At 75.6% G+C, this 26,687-nt stretch carries 23 protein-coding genes; 15 read left to right on the top strand and 8 right to left on the bottom strand.

What is annotated here, in order from left to right:
• Nucleotides 1–22: 22 nt before the first annotated feature.
• The gene (locus AFE02nite_RS12805; RefSeq protein WP_052113747.1) at nucleotides 23–754 is read left to right on the top strand and encodes a DedA family protein; all 732 of its coding nucleotides are present in this window, start codon (nucleotides 23–25) and stop codon (nucleotides 752–754) included.
• Nucleotides 755–784: 30 nt separating this feature from the next.
• Here the strand turns inward: AFE02nite_RS12805 and coaA are convergent, their stop codons facing one another.
• Complete coding sequence (gene coaA, locus AFE02nite_RS12800) at nucleotides 785–1,726, bottom strand: type I pantothenate kinase (RefSeq protein WP_261765614.1); 942 nt, start codon at nucleotides 1,724–1,726, stop codon at nucleotides 785–787.
• A gap of 62 nt (nucleotides 1,727–1,788) precedes the next feature.
• Between coaA and glmS the strand changes: the two genes are divergently transcribed.
• Both glmS and AFE02nite_RS12790 read left to right on the top strand, forming a co-directional pair.
• Nucleotides 1,789–3,654, top strand: a complete 1,866-nt coding sequence (gene glmS, locus AFE02nite_RS12795) for a glutamine--fructose-6-phosphate transaminase (isomerizing) (RefSeq protein WP_034246857.1) — start codon at nucleotides 1,789–1,791, stop codon at nucleotides 3,652–3,654.
• A 42-nt stretch (nucleotides 3,655–3,696) separates the two neighbouring features.
• Entirely contained in the window at nucleotides 3,697–4,050 is a 354-nt protein-coding gene (locus AFE02nite_RS12790; protein WP_034246855.1) for a holo-ACP synthase, read from the top strand.
• A 51-nt stretch (nucleotides 4,051–4,101) separates the two neighbouring features.
• On the opposite strand, the gene AFE02nite_RS12785 is transcribed toward AFE02nite_RS12790, so the two are convergent.
• The 3 genes from AFE02nite_RS12785 to AFE02nite_RS12775 are packed head-to-tail and all read right to left on the bottom strand — an operon-like array spanning nucleotide 4,102 to nucleotide 6,061.
• Nucleotides 4,102–4,269 carry a heme biosynthesis protein HemY gene (locus AFE02nite_RS12785; protein WP_146819789.1) on the bottom strand — a complete coding sequence of 56 codons (168 nt, stop codon included), beginning with the start codon at nucleotides 4,267–4,269 and terminating at the stop codon, nucleotides 4,102–4,104.
• Between the two features lie 33 nt (nucleotides 4,270–4,302).
• Entirely contained in the window at nucleotides 4,303–5,100 is a 798-nt protein-coding gene (locus AFE02nite_RS12780) for a class I SAM-dependent methyltransferase (RefSeq protein WP_052113746.1), read from the bottom strand.
• 40 nt (nucleotides 5,101–5,140) lie between these two features.
• The gene (locus AFE02nite_RS12775) at nucleotides 5,141–6,061 is read right to left on the bottom strand and encodes a LysR family transcriptional regulator (protein WP_146819788.1); all 921 of its coding nucleotides are present in this window, start codon (nucleotides 6,059–6,061) and stop codon (nucleotides 5,141–5,143) included.
• 70 nt (nucleotides 6,062–6,131) lie between these two features.
• Here AFE02nite_RS12775 and AFE02nite_RS12770 point away from each other — a divergent pair, with 70 nt between their 5' ends.
• Nucleotides 6,132–7,247 carry a YeiH family protein gene (locus AFE02nite_RS12770; protein ID WP_261765613.1) on the top strand — a complete coding sequence of 372 codons (1,116 nt, stop codon included), beginning with the start codon at nucleotides 6,132–6,134 and terminating at the stop codon, nucleotides 7,245–7,247.
• Between the two features lie 126 nt (nucleotides 7,248–7,373).
• Here the strand turns inward: AFE02nite_RS12770 and AFE02nite_RS12765 are convergent, their stop codons facing one another.
• The gene (locus AFE02nite_RS12765) at nucleotides 7,374–8,360 is read right to left on the bottom strand and encodes an LLM class F420-dependent oxidoreductase (protein ID WP_146819786.1); all 987 of its coding nucleotides are present in this window, start codon (nucleotides 8,358–8,360) and stop codon (nucleotides 7,374–7,376) included.
• A 65-nt stretch (nucleotides 8,361–8,425) separates the two neighbouring features.
• Nucleotides 8,426–12,094, bottom strand: a complete 3,669-nt coding sequence (gene metH, locus AFE02nite_RS12760; RefSeq protein ID WP_034248273.1) for a methionine synthase — start codon at nucleotides 12,092–12,094, stop codon at nucleotides 8,426–8,428.
• A gap of 135 nt (nucleotides 12,095–12,229) precedes the next feature.
• Here metH and AFE02nite_RS12755 point away from each other — a divergent pair, with 135 nt between their 5' ends.
• From AFE02nite_RS12755 to AFE02nite_RS12705, 11 genes are all read left to right on the top strand, one after another.
• A complete protein-coding gene (locus AFE02nite_RS12755; protein WP_146819785.1) occupies nucleotides 12,230–13,885 on the top strand; it encodes a bifunctional ADP-dependent NAD(P)H-hydrate dehydratase/NAD(P)H-hydrate epimerase in 1,656 nt (551 codons plus the stop codon).
• The gene (locus AFE02nite_RS12750; RefSeq protein WP_146819784.1) at nucleotides 13,882–14,559 is read left to right on the top strand and encodes a nucleoside/nucleotide kinase family protein; all 678 of its coding nucleotides are present in this window, start codon (nucleotides 13,882–13,884) and stop codon (nucleotides 14,557–14,559) included. The genes AFE02nite_RS12755 and AFE02nite_RS12750 overlap by 4 nt, the downstream gene beginning before the upstream one ends.
• Nucleotides 14,560–14,604: 45 nt before the next feature.
• Nucleotides 14,605–15,795 carry an alanine racemase gene (gene alr, locus AFE02nite_RS12745; RefSeq protein ID WP_407643100.1) on the top strand — a complete coding sequence of 397 codons (1,191 nt, stop codon included), beginning with the start codon at nucleotides 14,605–14,607 and terminating at the stop codon, nucleotides 15,793–15,795.
• The gene (gene tsaE, locus AFE02nite_RS12740) at nucleotides 15,792–16,295 is read left to right on the top strand and encodes a tRNA (adenosine(37)-N6)-threonylcarbamoyltransferase complex ATPase subunit type 1 TsaE (RefSeq protein WP_146819783.1); all 504 of its coding nucleotides are present in this window, start codon (nucleotides 15,792–15,794) and stop codon (nucleotides 16,293–16,295) included. Before alr ends, tsaE begins: the two co-directional genes overlap by 4 nt.
• A 78-nt stretch (nucleotides 16,296–16,373) precedes the next feature.
• Nucleotides 16,374–17,090 carry a tRNA (adenosine(37)-N6)-threonylcarbamoyltransferase complex dimerization subunit type 1 TsaB gene (gene tsaB, locus AFE02nite_RS12735; protein ID WP_261765612.1) on the top strand — a complete coding sequence of 239 codons (717 nt, stop codon included), beginning with the start codon at nucleotides 16,374–16,376 and terminating at the stop codon, nucleotides 17,088–17,090.
• Nucleotides 17,087–17,641 (top strand): ribosomal protein S18-alanine N-acetyltransferase, encoded by a 555-nt coding sequence (gene rimI, locus AFE02nite_RS12730; RefSeq protein WP_261765611.1) that lies wholly within the window; start codon nucleotides 17,087–17,089, stop codon nucleotides 17,639–17,641. The genes tsaB and rimI overlap by 4 nt, the downstream gene beginning before the upstream one ends.
• 92 nt (nucleotides 17,642–17,733) lie before the next feature.
• Complete coding sequence (locus AFE02nite_RS12725; RefSeq protein WP_146819782.1) at nucleotides 17,734–19,236, top strand: hypothetical protein; 1,503 nt, start codon at nucleotides 17,734–17,736, stop codon at nucleotides 19,234–19,236.
• Complete coding sequence (locus AFE02nite_RS12720) at nucleotides 19,233–19,913, top strand: class F sortase (RefSeq protein ID WP_052113991.1); 681 nt, start codon at nucleotides 19,233–19,235, stop codon at nucleotides 19,911–19,913. The genes AFE02nite_RS12725 and AFE02nite_RS12720 overlap by 4 nt, the downstream gene beginning before the upstream one ends.
• A gap of 72 nt (nucleotides 19,914–19,985) precedes the next feature.
• Entirely contained in the window at nucleotides 19,986–21,536 is a 1,551-nt protein-coding gene (locus tag AFE02nite_RS12715; protein ID WP_146819781.1) for a hypothetical protein, read from the top strand.
• Nucleotides 21,537–21,605: 69 nt separating this feature from the next.
• Nucleotides 21,606–22,664, top strand: a complete 1,059-nt coding sequence (gene tsaD / locus AFE02nite_RS12710; protein WP_034248462.1) for a tRNA (adenosine(37)-N6)-threonylcarbamoyltransferase complex transferase subunit TsaD — start codon at nucleotides 21,606–21,608, stop codon at nucleotides 22,662–22,664.
• 11 nt (nucleotides 22,665–22,675) lie between these two features.
• A complete protein-coding gene (locus tag AFE02nite_RS12705; RefSeq protein ID WP_146819780.1) occupies nucleotides 22,676–23,971 on the top strand; it encodes a glycoside hydrolase family 3 N-terminal domain-containing protein in 1,296 nt (431 codons plus the stop codon).
• 22 nt (nucleotides 23,972–23,993) lie between these two features.
• On the opposite strand, the gene AFE02nite_RS12700 is transcribed toward AFE02nite_RS12705, so the two are convergent.
• Together AFE02nite_RS12700 and AFE02nite_RS12695 are read right to left on the bottom strand one after the other, a co-directional pair.
• Entirely contained in the window at nucleotides 23,994–25,130 is a 1,137-nt protein-coding gene (locus AFE02nite_RS12700; RefSeq protein ID WP_034248600.1) for a glutamate--cysteine ligase, read from the bottom strand.
• On the bottom strand, nucleotides 25,130–26,317 hold the full coding sequence (locus AFE02nite_RS12695) for a class I SAM-dependent methyltransferase (protein ID WP_034248598.1): 1,188 nt from the start codon (nucleotides 26,315–26,317) through the stop codon (nucleotides 25,130–25,132). The genes AFE02nite_RS12700 and AFE02nite_RS12695 overlap by 1 nt, the downstream gene beginning before the upstream one ends.
• Nucleotides 26,318–26,687: the final 370 nt, after the last annotated feature.

Here is a 26,687-nt window from a genome sequence, read left to right as displayed (position 1 = left end):
CTCGAGATCCCGGAGCACACCTGTGGCCGACCTCCTCACCGCTGTGAGCGACTGGGCGGTCGCGCTCGCCGGGACGCCCTGGGTGTTCGTCGCGCTCTACGCCTTCGCCACCATCGACGGCTTCTTCCCGCCGATCCCGAGCGAGTCGGTGATCATCGCGCTCGCGGCGCTCTTCGTGGCGAGCGGGAGCGCGGACTTCTGGATCCTTGGCGCGGTCGCGGCCGCCGGGGCGTTCTCCGGGGACCAGATCGCCTACTCGATCGGCCGGCACATCCCGATCCGACGCCTGCGGTTCATGCAGGGTCCGCGCGCGAAGACGTCGCTGGCCTGGGCCGAGCGGGCGCTGGCCGAGCGCGGCGCGTCGTTCATCATCTCCGCGCGGTACGTGCCCATCGGCCGGGTCGCCGTGAACATGACGGCCGGGGCCACCGGGTACCCGCGCCGCCGGTTCACCGCGCTCGCCGTCGTCGCGGCGATCAGCTGGTCGATCTACTCCGTCCTGCTCGGCATCGGGGCGGGCAAGCTGTTCGGCGACCACCATCCCCTGCTGGCCATGGCGATCGGCGTCGCCGCCGGTCTCCTCATCGGGCTCCTGGTGGACTGGTTGATCTCGTGGTGGGGGCGGCGCCGGGGGCGACCCGTCGGCGTCGTGACCCCGGCCGAGGGCGACGCCGAACCGGTGGCCGGGCCGGCGACCCGGCCGACGACCGACGAACCCGAGCCGGAGGCCGTGGGCGCCGGCGAGCCGCACTGACCTCGGCTCGCTGACCTCGGTCCGCGGACGTCAGAGCTTGCGCAGGCGCACGCGCTCGACCGCATGGTCGGGCCCCTTGCGCAGGACGAGGGTGGCGCGTCCGCGCGTCGGGAGGATGTTCTGTTCCAGGTTGGGGGCGTTGATGGCGTCCCAGATGCCCTCGGCCGTGGCGACGGCCTCGTCGTCGCTCAGCGTCGCGTACCGGCGGAAGTACGACTCGGGCTGCGCGAACGCGGTCTGCCGCAGCGAGAGGAACCGGTCCACGTACCACTGGCGCACGTCGGCGGCGCGGGCGTCGACGTAGATCGAGAAGTCGAAGAAGTCGCTGACCGCCAGGCTGGACTCCCCGGCCGCCGTCGCGCGCGCGGGCTGCAGCACGTTGAGGCCCTCGACGATCAGCACGTCCGGCTGGCGCACCGCGACGTGCTCGCCGGGCACGATGTCGTAGGTCAGGTGGGAGTACACGGGGGCCCGCACCTCGGGCCGCCCCGCCTTGATCGCGGCGAGGAAGCGCAGCAGCGCGCGCCGGTCGTAGGACTCGGGGAAGCCCTTGCGCTCCATCAGGCCACGCCGCTCGAGCTCGGCGTTGGGGTAGAGGAAGCCGTCGGTGGTGACGAGCTGGACGCGGGGGGTGTCGGGCCAGCGCGCCATGAGCTCGCGCAGGACGCGCGCGGTCGTCGACTTGCCGACGGCGACCGAGCCGGAGATGCCGATGACGTACGGCGTCCGGGCCCCGGTCTCCCCGAGGAACACCGAGGACGCGGAGTGCAGGGACCCCGTCGCCGCGACGTAGAGGTTCAGCAGCCGGGACAGCGGCCGGTACACGGCGTCGACCTCGGACAGGTCGATGGGGTCGCCGAGGCCGCGCAGGCGGGTGACGTCGTCGTCGGTCAGCGGAAGCGGGGTCTGGGCGGAGAGCCTGCTCCACGCCTCCCGGTCGAGGTCGACGTACGGCGTGGGGATCTCTGCCACGGGGAGCAGTCTGCCGGAACCCGGGCGCCAGGGCCGTCTCCACGCCCGTCTAGACTCGCGGCATGTGCGGAATCGTCGGGTACGTGGGAGCTGGTGAGGCGAGCAGCCGGCCGCTGGACGTCGTCATGGGCGGGCTCAAGCGCCTCGAGTACCGGGGCTACGACTCGGCGGGCGTCGCGCTCGTCGTGCCCGGGGCGGGCGAGCTGGCCACGGCCAAGAAGGCCGGCAAGCTCGGCAACCTGGCCGAGGCGCTGAGCGCGCACCCCCTGCCGGCCGCCACCGCCGCCATCGGGCACACCCGCTGGGCGACGCACGGCGCGCCGAACGACGTCAACGCGCACCCGCACACCTCGAGCGACGGGAAGCTCGCCGTCATCCACAACGGGATCGTCGAGAACTTCATCGAGCTCCGCGCCGAGGTCGAGGCGTCGGGCATCACGATGCGCAGCGAGACCGACACCGAGGTCGTGGCGCACCTCCTCGCCGCGGCGTACGCGCGCACCGGCGACCTGACGGCGGCGATGCGCGAGGTGGCCGCGCGCCTGCACGGCACGTTCACGCTCCTCGCCGTGCACGCGGACGCCCCGGACACGGTGGTGGGCACGCGGCACGACTCGCCGTTGGTGGTCGGCCTGGGCGAGGGCGAGAACTTCCTCGGGTCCGACGTCGCCGCGTTCATCGCGCACACGCGCGAGGCGCTCGAGCTGGGCCAGGACCAGGTCGTCACGATCACGCCGGCCGACGTCACGGTGGTGGGCTTCGACGGCCTGCCCGCCTCCCCGAAGCGGTACACGGTGGACTGGGACGCCGCCGCGGCGGAGAAGGGCGGGTTCCCGTCCTTCATGGACAAGGAGATCCACGACCAGCCGCAGGCCGTGCACGACACGCTGCTCGGGCGGATGACGGCGGCCGGGCGGCTCACGCTCGACGAGATCCGCGTCGACGAGCAGGTGCTGCGGCAGATCGACAAGATCATCGTGATCGCGTGCGGCACGGCGGCCTACGCCGGCCAGGTCGCGAAGTACGCCATCGAGCACTGGTGCCGGATCCCGGTCGAGGTCGAGCTCGCGCACGAGTTCCGCTACCGCGACCCGGTGGTCAACGCGAAGACGCTCGTCGTGGCCGTCTCCCAGTCGGGCGAGACGATGGACACCCTGATGGCCGTGCGACACGCACGCGAGCAGGGGGCGACGGTGCTCGCCATCGTGAACACCCACGGCTCGACCATCCCTCGTGAGTCCGACGCCGTGCTCTACACGCACGCCGGGCCCGAGGTGGCCGTCGCGTCGACCAAGGCGTTCCTCGCCCAGATCACGGCTGCGTACCTGCTCGGCCTTTACCTGGCGCAGCTGCGCGGCACGAAGTTCCCCGACGAGATCGCCGAGGTGATCGACGACCTGCGGGCGATGCCGGAGAAGATCGCGAAGGTCATCGCCGACTCCGGCCGGGTGCGGCAGATCGCGCGCTGGATGGCGGACACGTCGTCGGTGCTGTTCCTCGGGCGGCACGTCGGGTACCCCGTCGCGATGGAGGGGGCCCTCAAGCTCAAGGAGCTCGCCTACATCCACGCGGAGGGCTTCGCCGCGGGCGAGCTCAAGCACGGGCCCATCGCGCTCATCGAGCCGGGGCAGCCGGTGTTCATCATCGTGCCGTCGCCGCGCGGGCGGGACTCGCTGCACAGCAAGGTCGTCTCGAACATCCAGGAGATCCGGGCCCGCGGTGCGCGCACCCTGGTCATCGCGGAGGAGGGCGACGACGCGGTGCTCCCGTTCGCGGACGAGGTCTTCTTCGTGCCGCAGACGCCGACGCTGCTCGCGCCCCTGGTGAGCGTGGTCCCGCTGCAGATCTTCGCGTGCGAGCTCGCGACCGCGCGCGGTCTCGACGTCGACCAGCCGCGCAACCTCGCGAAGTCCGTCACCGTCGAGTGACGGACGAGGGGTGAGGCCGGCCCGGCGGGTGGGGGTGCGCTGATGGCGGTCGTCGGCGTCGGGATCGACGTCGTGGACGTCGCGCGGTTCCTGGCGACGCTCGAGCGCGCCCCCGGGCTGCGCGAGCGGTTGTTCACCGAGCCCGAGCGCGACATGCCGGGCGCCTCGCTCGCGGCCCGGTTCGCGGCCAAGGAGGCGATCGCGAAGGCTCTCGGCGCACCCGGGAACCTGCGCTGGCACGACTGCACGGTGCGTCGCGTCCTCGGTGGCCCGCCTGAGGTCGAGGTGACGGGCACGGTGGCCGCGCGGGCCGCGGAGCTGGGCGTGACCCGCTTCCACGTCTCCATCTCGCACGACGCCGGCATCGCGTCGGCGATGGTCGTCGCCGAGGGCTGAGCCCCCGTGCCGCCCGCGACAGCTCGGGCGAGTGCTCGGGTTCGGGTGGGCTCAGCCGGCGCCGAACTTCAGGAGCCACTCGGTCTCGGTGTCCCGGCCCATGCGCGGGTCGGGCGCCTCGACGACGTCCTGAGACGTGGTCGTGTCCTCGAGCCGGATGGGCTCGGGCAGGTGCCGGTAGTCGTCGGCGTCGTGCGGCTGGTCGGGGTGCTCGGCCATCGGTGCCCTTCCGTCGCGTCGTCGACGACGACGCTACGCGCCGCCGGGGTTCTCGAACAGCGCGGCCCAGAGGAAACCGCGCCCGAACACGGGGGCGTCGTCGGGCAGGTCGCGCATCGGGCGGATCTCGACGGGGGTGAGCCCGCTGAACAGGGCGCGCAGCTCGGCGTCGGTGTAGGCGAGGCCGCCACCGAGGCTGCCAGAGCGGTAGAGCTCGAGATCCGGCACGGAGGTACCCGTGACGCCGTCGGGCCCGCCGGCGGCGAAGCAGGCGAGCGCGAACCGGCCGCCGGGGCGCAGCGCGTGTCGCAGCAGCGCGAGGTAGGTGACCCGGCGGTGTGGGGGCAGGTGGTGGAAGCACCCTGAGTCGACGACGACGTCGTACCCGTCGGCCGGTGGGGTCCAGCGCAGGACGTCGGCGCGCTCGAAGCGCACGTCGACCCCGGCGGCGTCGGCGCGTTCGCGACCCCAGGCGAGGGCCTGCGGCGAGAGGTCGAGCGCGCGCACGCGCGCGCCCTGTCGGGCGAGCCAGACGGCGTTGCGGCCTGGCCCGCAGCCGAGCTCGAGCACGGTCGTCCCCGGACCGGCGCCCAGGCGTCCAGAGTCCTGCCAGGCGACGAGCGACTCGTCGGGCGCGTCCCGGAAGAAGGGCACCGGCCGGTCGCGGTCGCCGTAGAACCCGTCCCACCAGGGCGTCCCGCCCCGGTCGGACCACCGGTCCGCCGCCTCGTCGAACAGGGCGTCGAGGAGGTCGAGCGCGTCGTCCGCGGTACGCACCCAGCGACCCCGCCCGGCCCGCGAATCTGGACCCTGACCTGCCTCGTCGCTCATGCCTCAGTCTACCCGGGCGGCGCCCCGGGCCGGGGTGCGATCAGCGCTCGCCGAGGGCGACGGACAGCAGGCGGGCCGCGGGCGGGGTGGGCACGCCAGGCCCGCGCCACACCGCCCGGACGCGGCGGTCCAGGCGCACGCGGCGCCCGGACGTGTCCATGAGCGCGACGGCGACCAGCCGGCCCGCCGCGACGTCACCCCGGACGGCGAGACCCGACACCACACCCGGCCCGACGCCGGACCGCACGGCCGCGACGAGGGCGTGCGTGGACGCGAGGACGACGGCGGGGCGGGGCGACAGTCCCTCCCGCGCGAGCCAGCGCTCGAGCACCTCGCGCGTGCCCGACCCGGTCTCGCGCATGACCAGGGGCGTCGCGGCGACGTCGGCGGCGGTGCGAGGCCGCCCGTCGAGTGCCCACGGGTGGTCGGGCGTGACGACGAGGGCGAGCTCGTCGCGCGTGACGGTCGCCAGGCGCAGGCCGCGCGGGGTGCTCGCGCCCTCGATGAAGCCGAGGTCCGCGCGGCCGTCGCGGACGTCGCGGACGACCGCCTCGGAGTTGCCCATCTGCACGACGACGGTGACCGGCGGCGGCTCGGCCGCGAGCGCGACCAGCCACCCCGGGATCAGGTGCTCGGCCACCGTCAGGCTCGCGGTGACGGACAGGCGCGCCTCGCCCCGGAGCTCGGCGACGCCGGCGGCGAGCTCGGCGGCCGACCGCAGCACGGTTCGCGCCCAGTCGGCCACCCGTTCGCCGTCGTCGGTCAGGACCGAGCCTTCGGGGCGCCGGTGCACGAGCGTGAGCCCGACGCGCCGCTCGAGCAGCCGCAGGCGCTCGCTCGCGGTCGGCTGGCTCAGGCCGAGGGTGCGCGCCGCGGCACCGATGCCGCCGGCGTCCGCGACCGCGACCAGGAGCTCCATCTGGGCGAGGTCGGGCGTCCCGGCGGGCAGGCGAGCGGCCATAGGTCCAGCCTATGGGGTGATCGGGTTCCGACGGCTGGCGGCGCGGCCAGGCGGGGGCCAGGCTCGACGGGTGCCTCCCGCCGCCCTGCCGCCCGCCTCCGTCACCGTGACCGCGCCCGCGCCAGCGCTGACGACGCCGGCCGCGCCCCCGCCCGTGCTCAGGGCCGCGCTCGCGCGCCTCGGTGCCGTGGCGCCCGGGCTCGGTGTCGCGGCGGCGATCGGCGTCGTGGCGATGGCGGTCGGCCGTCTGGTGCCGGTGGTCGGCGGCCCGGTGACCGCCATCCTGCTGGGGATCGTGGTGCGCGAGGTGGTCGGCGAGCGGGCCGCCGTCGTGCCCGGTGCACGGGTGGCCGCGAAGGTGGTGCTGCAGGCCGCCGTCGTGCTGCTGGGGGCCGGGCTGTCCCTGCGCGAGGTGGCGCGCACGGGCACCGCGGCGCTTCCCGTGATGCTCGGCACGCTCACGGTGGCCCTCGCCGGCGCGGCGCTGCTCGGCCGCTGGCTGCGCGTCGACGAGGAGACCCGGACGCTCGTCGGCGTCGGGACGGGGATCTGCGGCGCCTCGGCCATCGCGACGGTGAGCGCCGTCATCGGGGCCTCCGAGGCGGCGGTCGCCTACGCCGTCGGGACGATCGTCGTGTTCAACGTCGCCGGGGCGGTGGCCTTCCCGCTGGTCGGGCACGCGCTCGGGATGTCGCAGGAGGGCTTCGGCCTCTGGGCGGGGACGGCCATCAACGACACGTCGTCCGTCGTGGCCGCCGGGACGGTGTTCGGGGCCGCGGCCGCGTCGGCGGCCGTGGTGGTCAAGCTCACGCGGACGCTCCTGATCGTGCCGGTCTCCGTGGCGCTCGCGGTCCGCACCCGGCGTCGCGCCCGGGCGACACTGGACGCCGGCGGCACGGCCGGCACCGATCGCGTGCCGTGGCGGCGGCTCGTCCCGCCGTTCCTGGTGCTGTTCCTCGTCGCGGCGGCGCTGCACAGCGTCGGCGTCGTGCCCGCGGCGTGGGGGCCGGGGATCTCGGGTGGCGCGCACCTGCTCACGGCGGTCGCCCTGGCCGGCGTCGGCCTCCTCACGTCGGTCGCCAGCCTCCGACGCGCGGGCTGGCGACCCCTCCTGCTCGGCGGCCTGCTCTCGCTGGCGGTCGCGACGAGCAGCCTGGCCCTCCAGGCGGCGACGGGCACCCTCTGACTCAGGTCCCGACGCCCCCCACCGTTTCCCGCGCGATCAGCGCGATCACGTGGAGAGCCGTGGCGGCGGATCGGCCCAACCGGTGCACGATGGCGCCACGGCGCTCCACTTGAGGGGGCGGGCCCGTCAGCGCAGGGCCGGGACGACCTCGCGCTCGAAGAGCTCGATGCTCGAGGTGTCGTAGGCGGCGTCGGCGAAGTACGTGATCGCGTACGTCATGCCCAGGCCGCGCAGCTCGGTGAGCTTCTCGACGATCTGCTCCGGCGTCCCGACGAGCGGGCCGCCGCGCAGGCCGGCGACCTCGGCGTCGGCGCGCTCCGGCACGAGCCGGCGCAGCCGCTCCTCGGCCCAGTCGAGCTTCGCCGCGACGTCGGCCTCGGTCTCGCCGATGAACACGTTGTAGTTGGCCGAGCGCGTGATCTCCGCGTAGTCCCGGCCGATCTCGCGGCAGTGCGCCTCGAGCACCGACGACTTGTGCGCGAACGTCTCGGGGTCGCCGGACAGGTTCGCGTAGTCGCCCATCCGGGCCACGATCCGCAGGGTCTTCTTCTCGCCGCCGCCGGCGATCCACAGCGGGATGCGCGGCGACTGCAGCGGCTGCGGGTGCACGCGGGCGCCGTCGACCTGGTAGAAGCGGCCGTCGAGCGTCGCCTCGCCGGTCTCCCATGCCTGCTTCATGATCTGCACGCCCTCGTCGAGCGCCGCGATCCGCTCACCGGCGGTCGGGAACCCGTACCCGTAGGCGCGCCACTCGTGCTCGTACCAGCCGGCGCCGATGCCCATCTCGACGCGCCCGCCGGAGATGACGTCGACGGTCGCCGCGACCTTCGCGAGGTACGCGGGGTTGCGGTACGCCATGCACGTGCACATCTGGCCCAGGCGCACGCGCGACGTCGTGGCCGCGAACGCCGCCATGAGCGTCCACGCCTCGTGCGTGGCCTCCTGGGTCGGCTCGGGGACGGTGTGGAAGTGGTCGTACACCCACACCGACTCCCAGACGTCGCCGGCGTCGGCCCGCGTGGCCAGCCCGTTCATCGTGGCCCACTGGTCGGCCGGGTCGATGCCGACGAGGTCGAGCCGCCAGCCCTGAGGAATGAAGAGTCCGAAGCGCATGCGCAGAACCTACCTCGCGCCACGAATCGGTTCGACCGGGCCGTGCCCGCCGGGTGGAAAGGGGGTCAGCTGGCCGGGTGGTAGCCGAGGTTGGGGGCGAGCCACTGCTCGGCCTGCGCCAGCGTCCAGCCCTTGCGCGCCGCGTAGTCGGCCACCTGGTCCTGGCCGAGCTTCCCGACGGCGACGTACCGCGCGTCGGGGTGGGCGAAGTAGAGCCCGGACACCGCGGACGGCGGCGACATCGCGTAGGACTCCGTCAGGGCCAGCCCCGCCTCGGCCGCGTCGAGCAGCGCGAAGACCTGCTCCTTCTCCGTGTGGTCCGGCTGGGCCGGGTACCCCGGAGCGGGTCGGATGCCTGGGTACCGCTCGGCGATGAGCTCGGCCACGGGCAGGTCCTCGTCGGGCGCGTACCCCCAGATCCGCACCCGCACCTCGCGGTGCAGCCACTCGGCGAACGCCTCGGCGAGCCGGTCGGCCAGCGCCTTCACGAGCAGGGCGGTGTAGTCGTCGCCCGCCGCCTCGTGCGTGCGCGCGAGCTCCTCGGCGCCGTGGATCGCGACGGCGAAGGCCCCCACGTGGTCCCCGGCGAGCGCCACGTAGTCGGCGAGGGCGGTGTAGCTGCCGTCGCGCTCGCGCTGCTGGCGCAGGGTGTGCAGGACGGTCGTCGGCGTGCCCGGCGCGCCCCCGGCCGGCGCGGGCCCGTCCGCGTAGACCTCGATGTCGTCGCCCACCCGGCGCGCCGGCCAGATCCCGACGACGCCACGCGCCTGCAGCGACCCGTCCTCGACGACCTGCGCCAGAAGCGCCTGCGCGTCGGCGAAGAGGGAGCGGGCCTGCTCGCCCTGGCGGGGGTCCTCGAGGATCCGGGGGTAGGTGCCGCGCAGGCCCCACCCGGTGAACAGCGGCGTCCAGTCGACGACCTCGGCCAGCTCGGCGATCGACGGCGTCACGAGCCGTCGCCCGGTCTCCTTCGGCGCGGGCGGCGTCGGCGGGCCGAGCCGCGTGGCGCGGGCCCGCGCGTCGGCGAGCGGGACGAGGGTGTGCTCGCGCTCGCCGTGCCGCTCCCGCAGGGCGGCGTAGTCCGTGGCCGTCCGCTCGGCGAGGGCGTCCGGCCGGGCCAGGATCTCCGCCACGACCCCGACGGCGCGGCTCGCGTCGGGCACGTGCACGACCAGCCCCTCGTAGGCGGGGTCGATCTTCACGGCGGTGTGCGCGCGGCTGGTGGTCGCGCCGCCGACGATGAGCGGCGTGCGCAGGCCGCGGCGCTGCATCTCGGCCGCGATGCCGACCATCTCGTGCAGGCTCGGCGTGATGAGGCCGGAGACGCCGATGACGTCGGCGCCCAGCTGCTCCGCCTCGGCCAGGATGCGCTCGGCGGGGACCATGACGCCGAGGTCGTGCACGACGTAGCCGTTGCAGCCGAGGACCACCCCGACGATGTTCTTGCCGATGTCGTGCACGTCGCCCTTGACGGTGGCCATGACGACGGTGCCCTTGCCGCGCTCGGAGACCTCGCCCGCGGCGACGCGCGCGGCCTGCTCGGCCTCGAGGTAGGGCCGCAGGTACGCCACGGCGGCCTTCATCACGCGCGCGGACTTCACCACCTGCGGCAGGAACATCTGCCCGGCGCCGAACAGGTCGCCGACGACGTTCATGCCGTCCATGAGCGGGCCCTCGATGACGGCCAGCGGCGAGCCGAGCTCGCGGTACGCCTCCTCGGCGTCCTCCTCGACGAACTCCACGAGCCCGTGGACGAGCGCGTGCGACAGCCGCTCGGCGACGGGCAGGGCGCGCCACGCCTGGGCGGCCGGCGCGTCGCGCGCGACCTCCTTGTAGGACTCCGCGAGCGCGATGAGCCGCTCGGTCGCGTCCGTGCGCCGGGCGAGGATGACGTCCTCGACCGCCTCGCGCAGCTCGGGCTCGAGGTCCGCCTCCACCGTGAGCATGCCCGCGTTGACGATGCCCATGTCCAGGCCCGCCTCGATCGCGTGCCGCAGGAACACCGCGTGCATCGCCTCGCGCACGTGGTTGTTGCCGCGGAACGAGAACGACACGTTCGAGATGCCGCCGCTGGTCAGCACCCCGGGCAGGGTCTGCTTGATCCAGCGCACCGCCTCGATGAAGTCGAGCGCGTACCGGTCGTGCTCGGGCAGCCCCGTGGCGACGGTGAGCACGTTGGGGTCGAAGATGATGTCGTGCGGCGCGAGGCCGGCCTGCTCGGTGAGCAGCCGGTACGCCCGGGCGCAGATCTCCTGCCGCCGCTCGAGGGTGTCCGCCTGGCCCTGCTCGTCGAACGCCATGACGACGACGGCGGCCCCGTACCGGCGCACCCGCCGCGCGCGCTCGACGAGCGCCTCCTCGCCGTCCTTGAGCGACAGCGAGTTCACGACCGCCTTGCCCTGCAGCCGCTGGAGCCCGGTCTCGAGCACCGTCCAGTCGGACGAGTCGATCATCACCGGCACCCGCGCGATCTCGGGCTCGGACCCCAGCAGGTTGAGGAACCGGGACATCACCTCGGGCACGTCGAGCATGCCCTCGTCGACGTTCACGTCGACGATCTGCGCGCCTCCGGCGACCTGCTGCGCGGCGATGGCGACGGCGGCGTCGTCGTCCCCGGCCAGGATCGCCTTGGAGAAGCGCGGGCTGCCGGTGACGTTGGTGCGCTCGCCGACGTTCACGAACGGGATGTCGTCGGTGAGGGTGAAGGGCTCCAGTCCCGACAGGCGCAGGCGCGGCTCGCGCGGCGCGGCGACGCGCGGCGGCAGGTCCGCCACGGCGTCGGCGAAGGCGCGGATGTGGGCCGGCGTCGTGCCGCAGCAGCCGCCGACGACGTTGACCAGGCCCTCGGCGGCGAACTCGCGCAGCACGCGCGCCATCTGCTCGGGGGTCTCCTCGTACTCCCCGAACGCGTTGGGCAGGCCCGCGTTGGGGTGCACGGACACGAGGGTCTGCGTCGACGCCGCGATCTCGCGCAGGTGCGGGCGCAGGCGCTCGGGCCCGAGCGCGCAGTTCAGGCCGAGGGAGAACAGGTCGGCGTGCTCGGTGGAGATCGCGAACGCCTCGGGCGTCTGGCCGGACAGCGTGCGCCCCGACGCGTCGGTGATCGTCCCCGACAGCATCACGGGCACCCGGCGCCCGACGGCGGCGAACGCCTCCTCGCACGCGAACAGCGCGGCCTTGGCGTTGAGCGTGTCGAAGACGGTCTCGACGAGCACGAGGTCCACCCCGCCGCGCAGCAGCGCCGTGACCTGCTCCTCGTACGCCGTCGCGAGGTCCGCGAACGTGACCGCGCGGAACCCGGGCCGTTCGACGTCGGGGGACAGGGAGGCGGTCCGGTTCGTCGGCCCGACGCTGCCGGCGACCCAGCGCGGGCGGCCGTCGCGAGCCTCGGCGGCGTCGCACTCGGCGCGCGCGATCCGCGCCGCGGCCTCGTTGATCGCGCCGACGAGGTGGCCGGTGGCGTAGTCGGCCTGCGAGATCGAGGTCGCGTTGAACGTGTTCGTCTTGGTGATGTCCGCGCCGGCCTCGAGGTAGGCGCGGTGCACGCCCGCAACGACGTCGGGCCGGGTCAGGCACAGGAGGTCGAAGTTGCCCTGGTAGGTCCGGGCGTCGTCCGCGCCCTCGAACCGGAAGTCGGCCTCTGCCAGGCCCGCGCGCTGGAAGGCCGTGCCGTACGCGCCGTCGAGCACGAGGATGCGCTCGCGCGCACACTCCCCGATGTCGCTCCCGCTCATCTGTGCCCTGCCTCTCGCCCCTGCGGGCCCGGTTCCTGGGTCCGGGCACCGTGTCCGCGAACGGCCTCCAGGGTACGCGCGGCGGCGAGAGCGCATCGGGACGCCCGGGCGCCGCGAGACGGGCAGGATGGTGCTGTGATCGAGGCCTTCCGCGCCGATGCCGTCCGCGCCGCCGAAGCACCCCTGCTCGCCGCCGAACGAGGGTTCGCCGGCGGCCTGATGCACCGGGCCGCGACGGTCCTGGAGGTCGCCGTCCGGGCCGAGCTGCGCGCCGGCACGGGGCGCGTCCCCGGCGCGTGCGTCGTCGCGCTCGTCGGGCCCGGCAACAACGGGGGCGACGCGCTGCACGCGCTGGCCGGCCTGGCCCGCCGCGGCGTGCGCGCCGTCGCGGTCCTCACCTCGGCCCGCGTGCACGACGGCGGTCTCGCCGCCCTCGTCGCGGCCGGCGGCACGGTCCTGTCGGTCGTGGACGACGCGCCGGGCCGGCGGGTCTGGCTGGGCGACGCCGCGGCGGAGGCCTTCGCGGCGGAGGTGGTCCTCGACGGCCTGCTCGGCATCGGGGCCCGCGGCGGCCTGCGGGGGGCGGCGGCCGAGCTCGTGGAGGTCCTCGACGGGCTGCTCGGTGACCGGTCGGCGCCCGCGCCCACGGCGCGCCCGCTCGTCGTGGCGGTCGACGTGCCGAGCGGCGTCGGGGTCGACGACGGCACGGTTGCCGGGCCGGTGCTGCGCGCCGACCGGACCCTGACCTTCGGCGTCGCGAAGCCCGGCCTGCTGCTGCCGCCGGCCGCCCACCTCGCGGGCCGCGTCGACGTCGTCGACCTGGGGCTGGCGGCGCAGCTCGCCGCCGACGACGCCCGCCCGGCGGTGCGGCGGCTGACGGCCGCGGACGCCGCTCTGCGGTGGCCCGTCCCGGGCCCGGGCGACGACAAGTACCGGCGCGGCGTCGTGGGCGTCGTCGCGGGCACGGCGACCTACCCGGGCGCGGCGGTGCTCGCCGTGGCGGGCGCGCAGGGCGCGGGCTGCGGCATGGTGCGCTACGTGGGGCCGGACGCCGTCCGGCACGCCGTCGTCGCGGCGCACCCGGAGGTGGTGGCGGGCGCGACGACGGAGGTCCGCGTGCAGGCCTGGGTCCTCGGCCCGGGCGTGGCGGACGACGACGCGCAGGCCGGGCGGGTCCGCGTCGCGCTCGCGCACGCCGTGGCGGGCGGGCTGCCGGTCGTCGTGGACGCCGGCGGCCTCGAGCGCCTGCCCGTGCCCCTGGCCGCGAGCGTCGTCCTCACCCCGCACGCGGGCGAGCTCGCGCGGCTGCTGGCCGAGCGCGGGGAGCGCGTGAGCCGCGAGGACGTGGAGGCGGAACCCGCGCGCTGGGCGCGGGCGGCCGCGCTCGCGACGGGCGCGACCGTGCTGCTCAAGGGTCACGTGACGGTCGTCGCCGGACCCGCGCCGGACGCACCCGTGCTGGCCCAGGCCGACGCGCCCGGGTGGCTCGCGACGGCGGGCGCCGGGGACGTGCTCGCCGGGACGCTCGGCGCCCTCCTCGCGGGCCGCGCTGACGACGTGCGCGCCGACCCCGCGCTGGCCGCGGAGCTGGCCGCGACGGCGGCCCTCGTGCACGGGCGCGCGGCCCGCCTCGCCGGGCCGGGGCCCGTCACCGCGGGCACGGTGGCCCAGGCGCTGCCCGCCGCCGTCGCCGAGCTGCTCGCGGCGCCCACGCCGACACCCGCGCGGCCGGCCGCGCGCCGGCACCCGCGGCTGCGCGTGCACCTCGCGTCGCGGCGGGTCGTGCGATGACCGGCCCCGCCCCTGCGCCCGTCCCCGTCCCCGACCCGGCGCCCGTCCCCGTGCTGGGCCTCGGCGAGGCCATCGCACGGGCCCGCGCGATGGCGGCGGGCGGGGAGCGCGTCGTGCTCGGCATCGCCGGGGCGCCGGGCGCCGGCAAGTCGACGTTGGCGGGCGCGGTGGCCGACTCCGTCGGGCTGGCCGCGGTGGACGTGCCGATGGACGGCTTCCACCTGGCGCAGGCCGAGCTGGACCGCCTCGGCCGGGCCGACCGCAAGGGCGCGCCGGACACGTTCGACGCCGCCGGGTTCGTCGCGCTGCTGCGGCGGATCCGCGACCAGCGGCCGGGCGACGCCGTCGTCTACGCGCCCGCGTTCGACCGCACGCTCGAGGAGCCGGTCGCCGGCGCCATCCCGGTCGAGGCGGACGTGCCGCTGGTGATCGTCGAGGGCAACTACCTGCTCGTGCCCGACGGCGCCTTCGCGGGCGTACGCCCGCTGCTCGACGAGTGCTGGTTCGTGGAGGTGGACGACGCGCTGCGGCTGGACCGCCTGACGGCCCGGCACGCGGCGCACGGCAAGGCGCCGGCGGCCGCGGCCGCCTGGGCGCGCGGGCCCGACGAGCGCAACGCCCGCCTCGTCGCCGGCACGCGGCACCGCGCGGACGCCGTCGTGCGCCTCGCCTGAAAAGCCTTCCGGGCGGCCCGCGGTGCAGGTGCCAGACTGTCCGGCGTGAGAGCCCCGTCGCGAGCCGTGATCGACCTGGACGCCATCCGCTCGAACGTCGGCGTGCTCGCCGCCCACGCGGGCGCCGCCCAGGTGATGGCCGTCGTGAAGGCGGACGCCTACGGGCACGGGCTGGTGGCGAGCGCGCACGCCGCGCTCGCGGGCGGCGCCACCTGGCTCGGCGTGGCCCAGGCGACCGAGGCGCTCGAGCTGCGGGCGGCCGGTATCACGGCCCCGGTCCTCACCTGGCTGTACAAGCCGGGCGAGCCGCTCGACGCGCTCCTGGTCGCCGACGTCGACGTGTCCGTGAGCAGCGGGGCCGCCCTGCTCCAGGTGCTCGACGCCGTGCGCGCGACCGGCCGGACGGCCCGTGTGCACGTCAAGGTCGACACGGGGCTCGGCCGCAGCGGCGTCCAGCCCGTCGAGCTGCCGGCGCTCCTCGACGCCGCGGTGGCGGCGCAGGCCGAGGGCGCGCTCGAGGTGGTCGGCATCTGGTCGCACCTGGCCTGGGCCGACGCGCCCGACCACCCGACGGTCCTGGCGCAGACGGGCGTGTTCACCGACGCCGTCGCGCTCGCGGAGCAGGCCGGCGCGCACCTGGAGGTGCGGCACCTGGCCAACGCGGCCGCGACGCTGACGAACCCCGCGATGGCGTTCGACCTGGTCCGCCCGGGCCTCGCGGTGTACGGCCTGTCCCCGGTGCCGCAGCTCGGCGGACCGGAGCGGTTCGGCCTGGTCCCGGCGATGCGGCTCGAGGCCGACCTCGTGCTCACCAAGGTCGTGCCGGCCGGGCACGGGGTCTCCTACGGGCACGAGTACGTCACGCCGGCCGAGACGGTCCTCGGCGTCGTCCCGCTCGGCTACGCCGACGGCGTCCCGCGGCACGCCTCGGGGCTGGGCGGCCGGCCGGGCGCGCCGGTCCAGGTGGGCGGTCGGCGGCTCGCCGTCGCGGGCCGCGTCTGCATGGACCAGTTCGTCGTGGACCTGGGGCCGGGGGCCGCAGAGGCGGCGGGCGACGTCGTCGTGCTCTTCGGCACCGGCGCGGACGGCGAGCCGACGGCGGAGGACTGGGCGGCGGCCTGCGGCACCATCTCCTACGAGATCGTGACCCGGCTCGGGGTCCGGGTGCCGCGTGAGTACCGCGGCGCTCCCGAGCTGCTGGCGGCCGCCGGCGTGGGTGGAGGGGAGCGCGGATGAGCGTGACGGTGCGGGTGGACCTCGCGGACCCGGAGGCGACGCGCTCGTACGGACGGGCGCTCGCGGGCGTGCTGCGCGCCGGCGACCTCGTGGTGCTCACGGGCGCGCTCGGCTCCGGGAAGACCACCCTGACCCAGGGTCTCGGCGAGGGCCTCGGCGTGCGCGGCCAGGTCGCGTCGCCCACGTTCATCATCGCCCGGGTGCACCCGTCGCTGACCGACGGCCCCCCGCTCGTGCACGTGGACGCGTACCGCCTCGGGTCCATGGAGGAGCTCGACGCCCTGGACCTCGACGCGGGCCTGGACGAGTCCGTGACGGTCGTCGAGTGGGGCGAGGGGCTGGTCGAGGTCCTCGCCGAGGACCGGCTCGAGGTGGTCATCGAGCGGCCGCACGGCGGGCTCGAGGCCACGGGCGAGGTGCTCGACGCCGAGGTCGGCGTGCGGCACGTGACGGTCACGGCCGTCGGCCCGCGCTGGGCGGACGTGACGCTGCCGACCTGACCCCCTCGAGTGGAACGGAACGGGAGCACGACGTTCCACTCGACCACGATTCACGTCACATTCGTTCCACTCGGGTGTGTGGGGGAGGATGAGCCCGTGCTGCTCGCGCTCGACACGTCCGGAGACATCGCCGTCAGCCTGCTCGCCCTCGACGGCAGCGTGCCCGGCCCGGTGCTTGCTGCCCTTCGCACGCAGGAGCAGCGCCGGCACGCCGAGCTCCTCGCGCCCATGATCACGCAGGTGCTGGCCGACGCCGGCGCGCACCGCGGCGACCTGACGGCCGTCGTCGTCGGCACGGGACCGGCGCCCTTCACCGGGCTCCGGGCGGGCCTGGTCACCGCCCGGGTGCTCGCCCGGGCCCTCGGCGTGCCCGTGCACGGCGTGCCGAGCCTGGACGCCCTCGCCGCCCAGGCGTTCGCCGCCGGGGTGACCACCGAGGGGGAGGTCCTGGTGGTGACCGACGCCCGGCGCCGCGAGGTGTACGCGGCGCGCTACCGGGCCGCCGGCCAGAACGAGGGGCCCGACGTCGCGGCCGTCGACGGGCCGCTGGTCGAGCGCCCCGACGTCGTGGCGACCACGCTCGCCGCGGGCGCGGCCGTCGTGGGGCCCGCGACGGCCCTGTATCCCGACCTGCTCCGCGCGGCGCCCGGTGCCCCGACGGCGCTGGACCCCGCGGCGCTGGCAGCGCTCGCGATGACGAGGGTGGCCCGCGGGGCCGAGCTGGCCACCGAGCCGCTCTACCTGCGCCGTCCGGACGTCACGCCTGCCGTCACCCGCAAGAGGGTCACCGCGTGACCGAGCCCGGGGGCGGGCAGGGGGCGGGGCCGGGCGGGCCGGACGCCCCCGACGAGGGCGCCGGTCCTGAGCTGCGGGCCATGGTGCCCGCCGACGTGCCGCAGGTGGCCGAGCTCGAGCGGCAGCTCTTCGGGCCGTCCGCGTGGAGCGAGGCGATGCTCGCCGGCGAGCTCCACGCGCCGGGCCGCTGGTACCTGGCCGCCGTCGAGCACTCCGCGACCGCGGGGGCCGGGGCCGCGGCGGCCGACGGCGGGACGGTGGTCGGGTACGCGGGCCTGTGGTTCGACGGCGACGTGTCCCAGGTGATGACCATCGGCGTCGCGCACGCGGTGCAGCGACAGGGGCTCGGCACGGCGCTGCTCGCGGCGCTCGTGGAGCGATCGCGCGAGCTGGGGGCCACCGCGGTCCTCCTCGAGGTGGCGGTGGACAACGCGCCCGCGATGGCCCTGTACGAGCGGTTCGGGTTCGAGATCCTGACGCGGCGACGCCGGTACTACCAGCCCGAGGACGTCGACGCCTGGACGATGCGCCTGGAGCTGGGCGGGGCCTGACGGGGCCGTTTCACCCGCTGACCGGACGAGATCACCCGTTTGCCGCATCCACGGCGCCGCGGGCGAAAGCGGACGCCGCTATGTTCTCGATCATGATCCCCCGCCGCGTTGGTCTCGTGCTGCCCGCCGCCCTCGCCCTGGTCGTCGTCACGCTGCCCACCGCCACCGCGGTGGCGCCGCCGTACGAGCCCGTGACGATCGACGACCCGGTCGTCGTGGGCGAGGCGGGCGACCTGAACCTCTACGGGCTCGAGGTGGGGCCGCGCACGATCGCCTGGGGCGGTGGGCTGCACGCCGGGCCCGTGCCGAGCCCTTCACCCAGCCCCTCGCCCAGCACGGCGCCGGGCGAGGACCTCGGAGCCGCCGTCGCGCAGTCCGGGGCGCAGATGCGCAGCCGCCTGTACACGCCCGACCTGGGCAAGGCGGCGCTGAGCCTCGGCGACATGACCACCGCGCCCGTCGTCGCCGCCATCGACGCCGCCACGACGGACGAGTGGGCGGTCGGGTTCGACCCATTGGGGCCGTCGTACGTCCTGCGGGTCCGCCACCAGGGCGGGCCCGAGATGGCGGCCGAGCTCGCCACGGACGACTTCGGCCCGGGCTCGGGCAGCGTCGCGATCTGGGGCGACATGGCCCTTGTCGGCCCGAACCTCGTCGACCTGGACACGCTCGAGTCCGTCGACCTGGGCACGCTGGACGAGTGCATCGCCGGCGAGAACGCGGTCCTTGCCGACGGCCTCCTGCTCGTCCAGGGTCTCTGCGAGGGCGGCCAGACGTTCGCGACCGAGGTCCCCGAGGACGGCCTGGACCTCGAGTCGCTGGACAGCCTGGACTGGGACGTCGTCCTGGACTTCCAGCCCGACCTCATGGCCTACAGCCGCGGGCTGTTGGTGTTCGCGGACAGCAAGATGGGGCTCTACGGCTACCTGCGGCTGGACGACCCCGACGCCGAGCCCTGGGCCGCCACCATCCCGGCGGGCATCGACGCCCTGCGCGTGCAGGGTCACCGGTACGTCGTCGTCGCCGCCAGAGATGGGGACGTCGTCGCCGGGGTCTTCGAGGAAGGCGGGGAGGCTCCCGTCGCCGTCGTGCCGCTGGACGGCGGGCTCGGCATGGCGCCGGTGCTGTTCGACGAGGGCGCCGCCGCGACCGCCGCGGTCGTCATCCCGCGGGACGAGAGCTCGGAGATGAACCTGGACGGGATCGCCATCGACCTGTACGGGCGCACGCTGGCCTGGTCCGACGGCGAGGACGTCTTCGCCGCGACGCTGCCGCCGCTGGCGGGCGGTGCCGTCACGTCGACCGCCCCGGCCACCGGCAAGGCCGGCGCGCCCGTCGCCGTCACGGCGGCCGGGCTGCAGCCGGGCGAGGAGGTCGCGGTCTGGCTCGAGTCCGACCCGGTGCTCCTGACCCTCGGCCGCGCGGCCGCCGACGGCACGTTCGCGGCGTCCGTGACCCTGCCCGCCGGGACGGCCGCGGGGACGCACTCGCTCACCGTGCACGGCGTGGAGTCGGGCTGGACGTCGGTGCGGTCGATCGCGCTCGCCGCGGCCGCCACCGGCAACCCCGGGCTGCGCGTCGACACGGGCCGGTGAGGGCGCGGCTCGTCGCGTTCGTCGTCGCAGGGGTCGTCGCCGTCGGCGCCGCAGTGGGTGCGGTGCTGCTCCTCACGGCCCCGGACGACGACGTCGTCGCGCCGCCCGCACCGGCGCCGTCGGTCACGCGCAGCGCGCCGCCGAGCCCCACCCCGAGCCCGACGCCGTCGTTCCTGCCGGCGTTCGTGGCGATGGCCGTGCCCGAGCGGGTCGAGATCCCCGCGGTGGACCTGGACCTGGCCGTGCTGCCCATCAGCCCGGTCGGCGGGCGGATCAACCCGCCGACGGTCGAGGAGGCGTACTGGATCCAGGACTACGGCCTGCCGGGCAGCGACGCGGACAACACCGTCTACCTCGTCGGGCACTCGTCCCTGCGGATGCCGGCCGCGTTCAACCCGCTCCTCGACGTCGAGCACCAGGACGCGGTCCTGCAGCCCGGGGACGAGGTGCGCGTGACGACGGCGGGCGGCGTCCTGCGGTACGAGGTGACCGGCTGGACCCGGTACGACAAGGACGGCCTGCCGACCGCCGACGAGGTCTGGGCGATCGCGCCCGGGACGCTGCAGATCATCACCTGCTTCCAGGAGGACGGGCGGGAGTTCGCCGACGACAACCTGGTGGTGACGGCGACGCTCGTCGAGGCCCTGGTCCCGGCCGAGGGCGCGACGGCGGGCTGAGGCCCGAATTCCACCCGTTCGGCCCACTCGGAGCCGAGACGCCGGACGGGCGTGTCCGATACCTTCCTGATCATGATCCCCCGGCGTCTCGCCCTGCCCGCGCTCGTCGTCACGACGGCCGTCGTCGCCTCCGGCGCGGCGTTGCTGCCCACCGGTGCCGTCCCCCCGGTATGGGGCCTCGCCGACGTCCAGGCCGTCGCGTCCCCCGCGCGGGACGTCGACTCGTACCTGTATTCGGTCGACGTGGCGCGCCGGACCATGGCGTACTCCTACGACCTGCAGGACGACGACGAGGGCGGCTGGTACCCGGTGGCCGGGGCGCGCTCCTTCACCCCGGACCTGGGCCTGTCGCCGCTGACGCTCGGGAGCGACGTGGCCCCCCCGTTCGCCGACAGCTACGGGACGGCCGTGACCGACCGCTGGGCGGTGGCTGTGCAGGTGCCGGAACAGACCGACGGCCCCGACTCGGAGCCTCTGCGAGTGCGGATCAGCGGTGGTGGCACGACCCGGACGGTCGCCCTCGAGGGCGACATGGGCTACTGGGGCGTGGACGTCGCGGTCTGGGACGACACCGCCCTCGTCGCCGGCCAGCTGGTGAACCTGGTGACCGGCGACGTCGTCCCCGTGCAGGTGACGGGCGAGGACGTGCTCGAGCCGATTCCGGGCGAGGCGCCCTGGTGCCGGGACGGCATCGGCGCGGCGCTGGCGGACGGCGTGCTCGCCGTCTACGAGTGGTGCACCGGCGCCGTCGTCACGTATTCGATCAGCGCCGGAGGCGTCCAGGCGGACGATCTCGACGTCGCTGCCGGCGATGTCGTCGCCGCCGACGAGGAGATCGACGATCCCCTGGCCCTCAGCCGCGGCCTGCTGGTCTGGTCCGACGGCGAGGTCGGCGTGGCCTACACGCGGCTCGGCTCGGAGACGGTCCACCGCGTCGAGCTCCCGGACGAGGTCGTCCGCGTGGTCGCGCAGGGGGCCCGGTTCGTCGTCGTGACGCGTCCCTGGGAGGAGGGCCCCGTCAGCGACCTGGATGCCTGGGTGTTCGAGGAGGCGACGGCGGCCGACGGCCCGGTCGCCCACGTGGACCTGCTGGACGGCGAGGAGTGGTCCCCCGAACCGACTCCGACTCCGACTCCGACGCCGACGCCGACGCTCGGCGCGGTCCCGGCTCCCGAGGCCGAGGTGCAGGCGATGTCCGTCGCCGAGCCGACCTCCGACGTCGACGTCCAGACCCTGCCGGTGGACCTGTACGGCCGGACGCTCGTCTGGCTGGCGACCGACGGCACGATCACGGCGGGCACACTGCCGGTCCTGCCGGCTGGTGCGGCGACCGTGTCGACGTCGGGCACCCCGAAGGCCGGCCAGCGGCTGACCGTGACCGGCGCGGGCTACCAGCCGGGCGAGGAGGTCGCGGTCTGGCTGCAGTCGTCGCCGGTGCTGCTGGCGACGGGTGTCGCGGGTGCGGACGGCCGGGTGGCCCTGGACGTGACGATCCCCGCGGCGACGGCGGCGGGCGCGCACACGGTCACGGTCGTCGGCGTGGAGTCCGGCTGGCGCGCGGCCTCGCCGGTGACCGTCGCGGCCGCCGGCAACCCCGGCCTGCGGGTCGACACCGGCCGCTGAGGGCGGCGTTCGGGGCCCGGCCCGCGCGGTTGACCGGGGCAGGTCCCGCGCGCCCGTACGCTGGCCGTCATGAACGACCGTGGTGACCTGGTGCTCGGCATCGAGACGTCCTGCGACGAGACCGGGGTCGCCCTGGTCCGCGTGACCGACGACGGCCCGCAGCTGCTGGTCGACGCCGTCGCCTCGTCCGTCGACGAGCACGCGCGGTTCGGCGGGATCATCCCCGAGGTCGCCTCGCGCGCCCACCTCGAGGCGATCGTGCCCACGCTCGACCGGGCGCTCGCGCAGGCCGACGTCGACCTCGGCCAGGTCTCCGCGATCGCGGTCACGGCCGGCCCCGGCCTCGTCGGGCCGCTCACGGTCGGTGCCGCCGCGGCCAAGGCCCTCGCCGTCGGGCTCGGCAAGCCGCTGTACGGCGTGAACCACGTCATCGGGCACGCGGCGGTGGACGAGCTGGTGCACGGTGCGTTCCCGGAGCGGTTCCTCGCGCTGGTGGTCTCCGGTGGTCACTCGTCGCTGCTCCTGGTCAACGACATCGCCACCGACGTCGTCGAGCTCGGCCAGACCCTGGACGACGCGGCCGGCGAGGCCTTCGACAAGGTGGGCCGGCTCCTCGGCCTGCCGTACCCGGGCGGCCCGCACATCGACCGGCTCGCGCGCGAGGGCACCGCCTCGATCCGGTTCCCGCGCGGCCTCACCGCGCCCAAGGACCAGGCCGCGCACGCCGACGACTTCTCCTTCTCCGGGCTCAAGACGGCCGTCGCCCGCTGGGTGGAGGCGCGCCAGGACGCGGGCGAGGAGATCCCGCTGCCCGACGTCGCCGCCTCCTTCGCCGAGGCCGTCGCCGACGTCCTGACGGCCAAGACCATCGCGGCGTGCCGGCGCCACGAGGTGGACACGCTCGTCATCGGCGGCGGGTTCTCGGCGAACTCGCAACTGCGCGCGATGGCGGAGGAGCGGTGCGCGGAGGCCGGCATCACCGTGCGCATCCCGCCGATCAAGTTCTGCACCGACAACGGCGCGATGATCGCCGCGCTCGGCTCGGCGGCCTGGCGCCGCGGGGTCGCGCCGTCCGCGCTCGACCTGCCGGTGGACTCCTCGATGCCGCTCACCCGCATCACCGTCTGACGGAGCACGCGGTGGACCGTCGGCTCGAGGGCCGCGCGCTCGTCGCGGCCGCGCTCGGCGTCGGGCTGGTCGTGCTCGCGGGCGCGCCGCCGTCGGGCGCCGACGCGGGGGTGCCGCCCGCCGCGCGCGTCCTGACGTCGCAGGAGGGTGGTGCGGCCGGGGCGCCGGGCGCCGCCGCGGGCTGGGTGGCCCCGCTGGCCGGTGCGGAGGTCGCCTCCGTCCGCGCGTCGGGCCGCCCGACGGCGCCCGCGGCGACGGTGCCGAACCCGCGCACGGACTGGGGGCCGACGGTGGCGGTCGTGGCGCAGGCGCGCGCGGCCGTGGCGGCGATGCCGGTCGAGGTGCTGGCCGGTCAGGTGCTCGTCGCGGCCTTCGCCGGCACGGACCCCGCGGCCCCGGCCGGCCTCGTCGCCGGGTACCACCTCGGTGGGGTCATCCTCATGGGCGAGAACGTCGCCTCGCTGGACCAGGTGCGCGCGACGTCGGCCGCGGTGCAGGCCGCGGCCGCCGCCGACGGCCGGGCCTGGCCCGCGATCGTCGCGATCGACGAGGAGGGCGGCCGGGTGTCCCGGCTGCGCGGGCTCCTGCCCGACCTGCCGGCGTTCGCCGCCTTCGGCGCCGCGGGCGACGACGCGGCGACCCGCGACCGGTTCGCCCGGCTCGGGGCCGACCTCGCGGGCCTGGGCATCACGATGGACTTCGCACCCGTCGCGGACGTGACGGTCGGCGCGGCGGACCCGACGATCGGCGACCGGTCGGCCTCGGCGGACCCGGCGGTCGCCGCGCGGACCGTGGTCGCCGCGGGTCGCGGCCTGCTCGACGGCGGCACGGTGCCGGTGCTCAAGCACTTCCCCGGGCACGGCTCGGTGACCGCCGACAGCCACGTCGGCCTGCCGGTCCAGCCGGCCGGCGTCGAGCAGCTCGCGGCGCGGGACCTCGTGCCCTTCGGAGCAGCCGTGGACGCGGGCGCCCCGGTCGTGATGATGGGACACCTCGACGTGGTCCAGCTCGACCCGGGGGTGCCCTCGTCGCTGTCGCCCGCCGCCTACCGGCTGCTGCGCGAGAGCCTCGGGTTCGACGGCGTCGCGGTGACCGACGCCCTCGACATGGGCGCCGTGCCGTCCGGGGCGCCCGGCGAGGAGGTGGTGCGTGCCCTGGCGGCGGGGGCCGACCTGGTCCTCAAGCCGCGCGACGTCGGCGCCGCCCATGCGGCGGTCGTCGCGGCCGTGCAGTCCGGCGCGCTGCCGCGCGAGCGGCTTGAGGAGGCCGCGACGCGCGTCGTCGCCCTCCAGCTCTGGGCGGGCTGACCGGGGCGGCTCCCGGGTGCGCCTACAGCGGCTTGCCCGCGCGCATCTCCGCGACCAGGGCCTCGACGACCGGCCCGAGCTCGCCCGCGTTGCGGCGGGCGACCGCACGCTGGCGCTGGTACCCGGCGCCCTTGCGCAGGATGGTCCGGATGCCGGCGAGCTCGTCGGTGGCGCCGAGGCGCTCGGCGGTCGGCGCCAGGTCCGCCAGGAGCCGCTCGACGGCGTCCGTGACCAGCTCCTCGTCGCCCGCCGCGTTCGTGATGATGATCGCGTCCATGCCGTAGCGCGCCGAGCGCCACTTGTTCTCCTGGACGAACCACGGTGGCAGGCGCGGCAGCTCCTCCCCGGCGTCGTACAGGGTGGAGAAGTGCTCCACGAGGCACTGGGTGAGGGCCGCGAGCGCGAGGACCTCGGTGAGGTTCGAGGCGCCGTCGCAGATCCGCATCTCCAGGGTGCCCAGGCGGGGCGAGGGCCGCAGGTCCCAGCGGATCTCGGAGATGTCGTCGATCACGCCCGTGTGCAGCATGTCCGCGGCGTAGGCCTCGAAGTCGGCCCAGGCGTCGAACTGGAAGGGGAGCCCCGCCGTCGGGAGCTGCTGGAACATCAGGGCGCGGTTGGACGCGTAGGCGGTGTCCTTGCCGCCCCAGAAGGGCGACGACGCCGAGAGGGCCTGCAGGTGCGGGTAGTAGGCGAGGACCGCGCGCAGGATCGGCAGCACCTTGTCGCGCGACTCGATGCCGACGTGCACGTGGATGCCGTAGATGAGCATCTGCCGGCCCCACCACTGGGTGCGCTCGATGAGCGTGGCGTACCGCTGCTTGTCGGTCACCTTCTGGTTGCTCCACGACGCGAACGGGTGCGTCCCGGCGCACATGAGCTCGACGCGGAGGGGGTCGGTGATCCGCCGAAGCTCCTCGACCGTCCGGTGCAGGTCCGCCCCCGCCTCGCCCACGGTCCGGCACACGCCCGTGACGATCTCCACCGTGTTGAGCAGCAGCTCCTGCTTGATGGTCGGGTGGTCGCCGCCGTCCGAAGGGGCGACGGCGTCGAGCACGGTCTGGGCGACCTGGCGCAGGTCGCCGGAGTCCGCATCGACGAGCGCGAGCTCCCACTCGATGCCGACGGTCGAGCGCTCCGACTCCGCGAACGGGATGTCCATCAGTCGGTCCCCACCGGCTCCACGAGGAGCACCTGCTGGCTCCCGGCCACGCGCGTCAGCACGATCGTCGCCTCGCCGTCGCCGCGCAGGTCGAGCTGCTTGCGCAGCTGCTCCGGCACGACGGCGGTGCCGCGCTTCTTGATCGTCAGGCGGCCCACGCCCCGCTCCCGCAGGGCCGTGCGCAGCCGCTTGAGGCCGAACGGCATGGTGTCGAGCACCCGGTAGGCGGTCGCCGCACCGGTGGCCACGAGGGCGTCCGAGGTCACGTAGGCAATCGTCGCGTCCAGCAGCCGACCGCGCACCTGGTCCGCGACCGTGCCGACGAGGCCGGCGCGGATGACGGCGCCGTCGGGCTCGTAGAGGTAGGTGCCGACGGGTCCGGCGTCGGCGTGCGGAGCGGGGCCGCGCAGGACGGTCGCCGCCTGCCCGCGCACGACGAGCGCGGTGCGCCCGGGGCCGTCGGGCGCGAGCGGGCCGAACCACAGGCCGGCCTCGACGACGTCCCCGTCGATGCTGACCCACTGGGCCTCGGCGTCGTCGGGCACGGCGGCGTGCGGGATGGCCGGGCCGACCTTCACGCCCAGGGCCGGGACGGCGTCGCGCAGGGCGAGCACCCGGTCCAGGGGCGGGGTGTACGCCGCGGGATCGTGCGCGCGCCGGCCCTGGGCCGTGCGCCGGGCGGGGTCGGCGAAGACGCCGTCGACGCCCTCGGCGGCCAGGTCGAGCGTGAGGCCGTCGGCGTGCCGGACGGTGGCCTCGGGGAAGTGCCGCAGGTTGACGGTCGCGATGGCCGCGGTGAGCTCGTCGACGTCGCACGCGAGCACGCCGAGGCCGAGCGCCGCCATCGCCATCGCGTCGCCGCCGATGCCGCAGGTGAGGTCGGCGACGAGGGTGCACCCGGCGGCCTGGTAGCGCCGGGCGTGCCGGGCGCCGACGGTCAGCCGGGTCGCCTGCTCCAGGCCGGCGGGCGTGAAGAGCATGCCGTCGGCGAAGTCGGCGAACTTGGCGCGGCCCTGGGCGCGCAGGCGCGACTGCGTGAGCGCGCCGGCCACGAGCCGCGGGTCCAGGCCCTCCTTCTGCAGCCGCTCCGCCATCGGGAGCGCGAGGCGCTCGTCGTAGGGCGGGAGAGCCCCGAGCAGGGCCCAGCCGTCGGGGCTGAGCAGCAAGGACAGGGTCTCGGGGTCCACGCGCCCGATCCTTGCACGCACCGCTCGCTCGGGACGGCGCTGCGGTCGTCGTCCCGGCGGGGGCGGGCCCCGTGGTGGGTGACCCCGCCCGCCCGCGTGCACCCACCGCCGCACCTGTGACGCGTGGGGCCAGTGGGGCGGGTGGGGCGTCACGCGCGCGCCAGGAGTCCCGCCTGTCACAAGAGCGGCGGTACGTGCGCCGTGGACGCGGTCACACGCGCGCGTGTCGGGCGGGAACGCTCCACACGGTGGGGAGGGGGATCGCGGGGCTGGCACTCGCGTTGACTGAGTGCTAACCCCGGCCTAGATTGCTCCTAGCACTCGCCACAGGCGGGTGCCAGCCGCTCCGGTTCGGCTGACCGGCACCCGC

Origin of the sequence: Actinotalea fermentans (assembly GCF_007991475.1) — a bacterium.
Classification (GTDB): Bacteria; Actinomycetota; Actinomycetes; order Actinomycetales; family Cellulomonadaceae; genus Actinotalea; species Actinotalea fermentans.
The sequence above is the reverse complement of the archived record's forward strand: the minus strand, read 5'-3'. Positions and strand labels throughout refer to the sequence as shown.

What these genes read in the sequence shown, in the direction of transcription:
- glmS (WP_034246857.1), top strand. Translation starts at nt 1,789, where the DNA reads ATGTGCGGAATCGTCGGGTACGTGGGAGCTGGTGAGGCGAGCAGCCGG.
- AFE02nite_RS12790 (WP_034246855.1), top strand. Translation starts at nt 3,697, where the DNA reads ATGGCGGTCGTCGGCGTCGGGATCGACGTCGTGGACGTCGCGCGGTTC.
- AFE02nite_RS12785 (WP_146819789.1), bottom strand. Translation starts at nt 4,269, where the DNA reads ATGGCCGAGCACCCCGACCAGCCGCACGACGCCGACGACTACCGGCAC.
- AFE02nite_RS12780 (WP_052113746.1), bottom strand. Translation starts at nt 5,100, where the DNA reads ATGAGCGACGAGGCAGGTCAGGGTCCAGATTCGCGGGCCGGGCGGGGT.
- AFE02nite_RS12775 (WP_146819788.1), bottom strand. Translation starts at nt 6,061, where the DNA reads ATGGCCGCTCGCCTGCCCGCCGGGACGCCCGACCTCGCCCAGATGGAG.
- AFE02nite_RS12765 (WP_146819786.1), bottom strand. Translation starts at nt 8,360, where the DNA reads ATGCGCTTCGGACTCTTCATTCCTCAGGGCTGGCGGCTCGACCTCGTC.
- metH (WP_034248273.1), bottom strand. Translation starts at nt 12,094, where the DNA reads ATGAGCGGGAGCGACATCGGGGAGTGTGCGCGCGAGCGCATCCTCGTG.
- AFE02nite_RS12750 (WP_146819784.1), top strand. Translation starts at nt 13,882, where the DNA reads ATGACCGGCCCCGCCCCTGCGCCCGTCCCCGTCCCCGACCCGGCGCCC.
- tsaE (WP_146819783.1), top strand. Translation starts at nt 15,792, where the DNA reads ATGAGCGTGACGGTGCGGGTGGACCTCGCGGACCCGGAGGCGACGCGC.
- AFE02nite_RS12725 (WP_146819782.1), top strand. Translation starts at nt 17,734, where the DNA reads ATGATCCCCCGCCGCGTTGGTCTCGTGCTGCCCGCCGCCCTCGCCCTG.
- AFE02nite_RS12715 (WP_146819781.1), top strand. Translation starts at nt 19,986, where the DNA reads ATGATCCCCCGGCGTCTCGCCCTGCCCGCGCTCGTCGTCACGACGGCC.
- tsaD (WP_034248462.1), top strand. Translation starts at nt 21,606, where the DNA reads ATGAACGACCGTGGTGACCTGGTGCTCGGCATCGAGACGTCCTGCGAC.
- AFE02nite_RS12700 (WP_034248600.1), bottom strand. Translation starts at nt 25,130, where the DNA reads ATGGACATCCCGTTCGCGGAGTCGGAGCGCTCGACCGTCGGCATCGAG.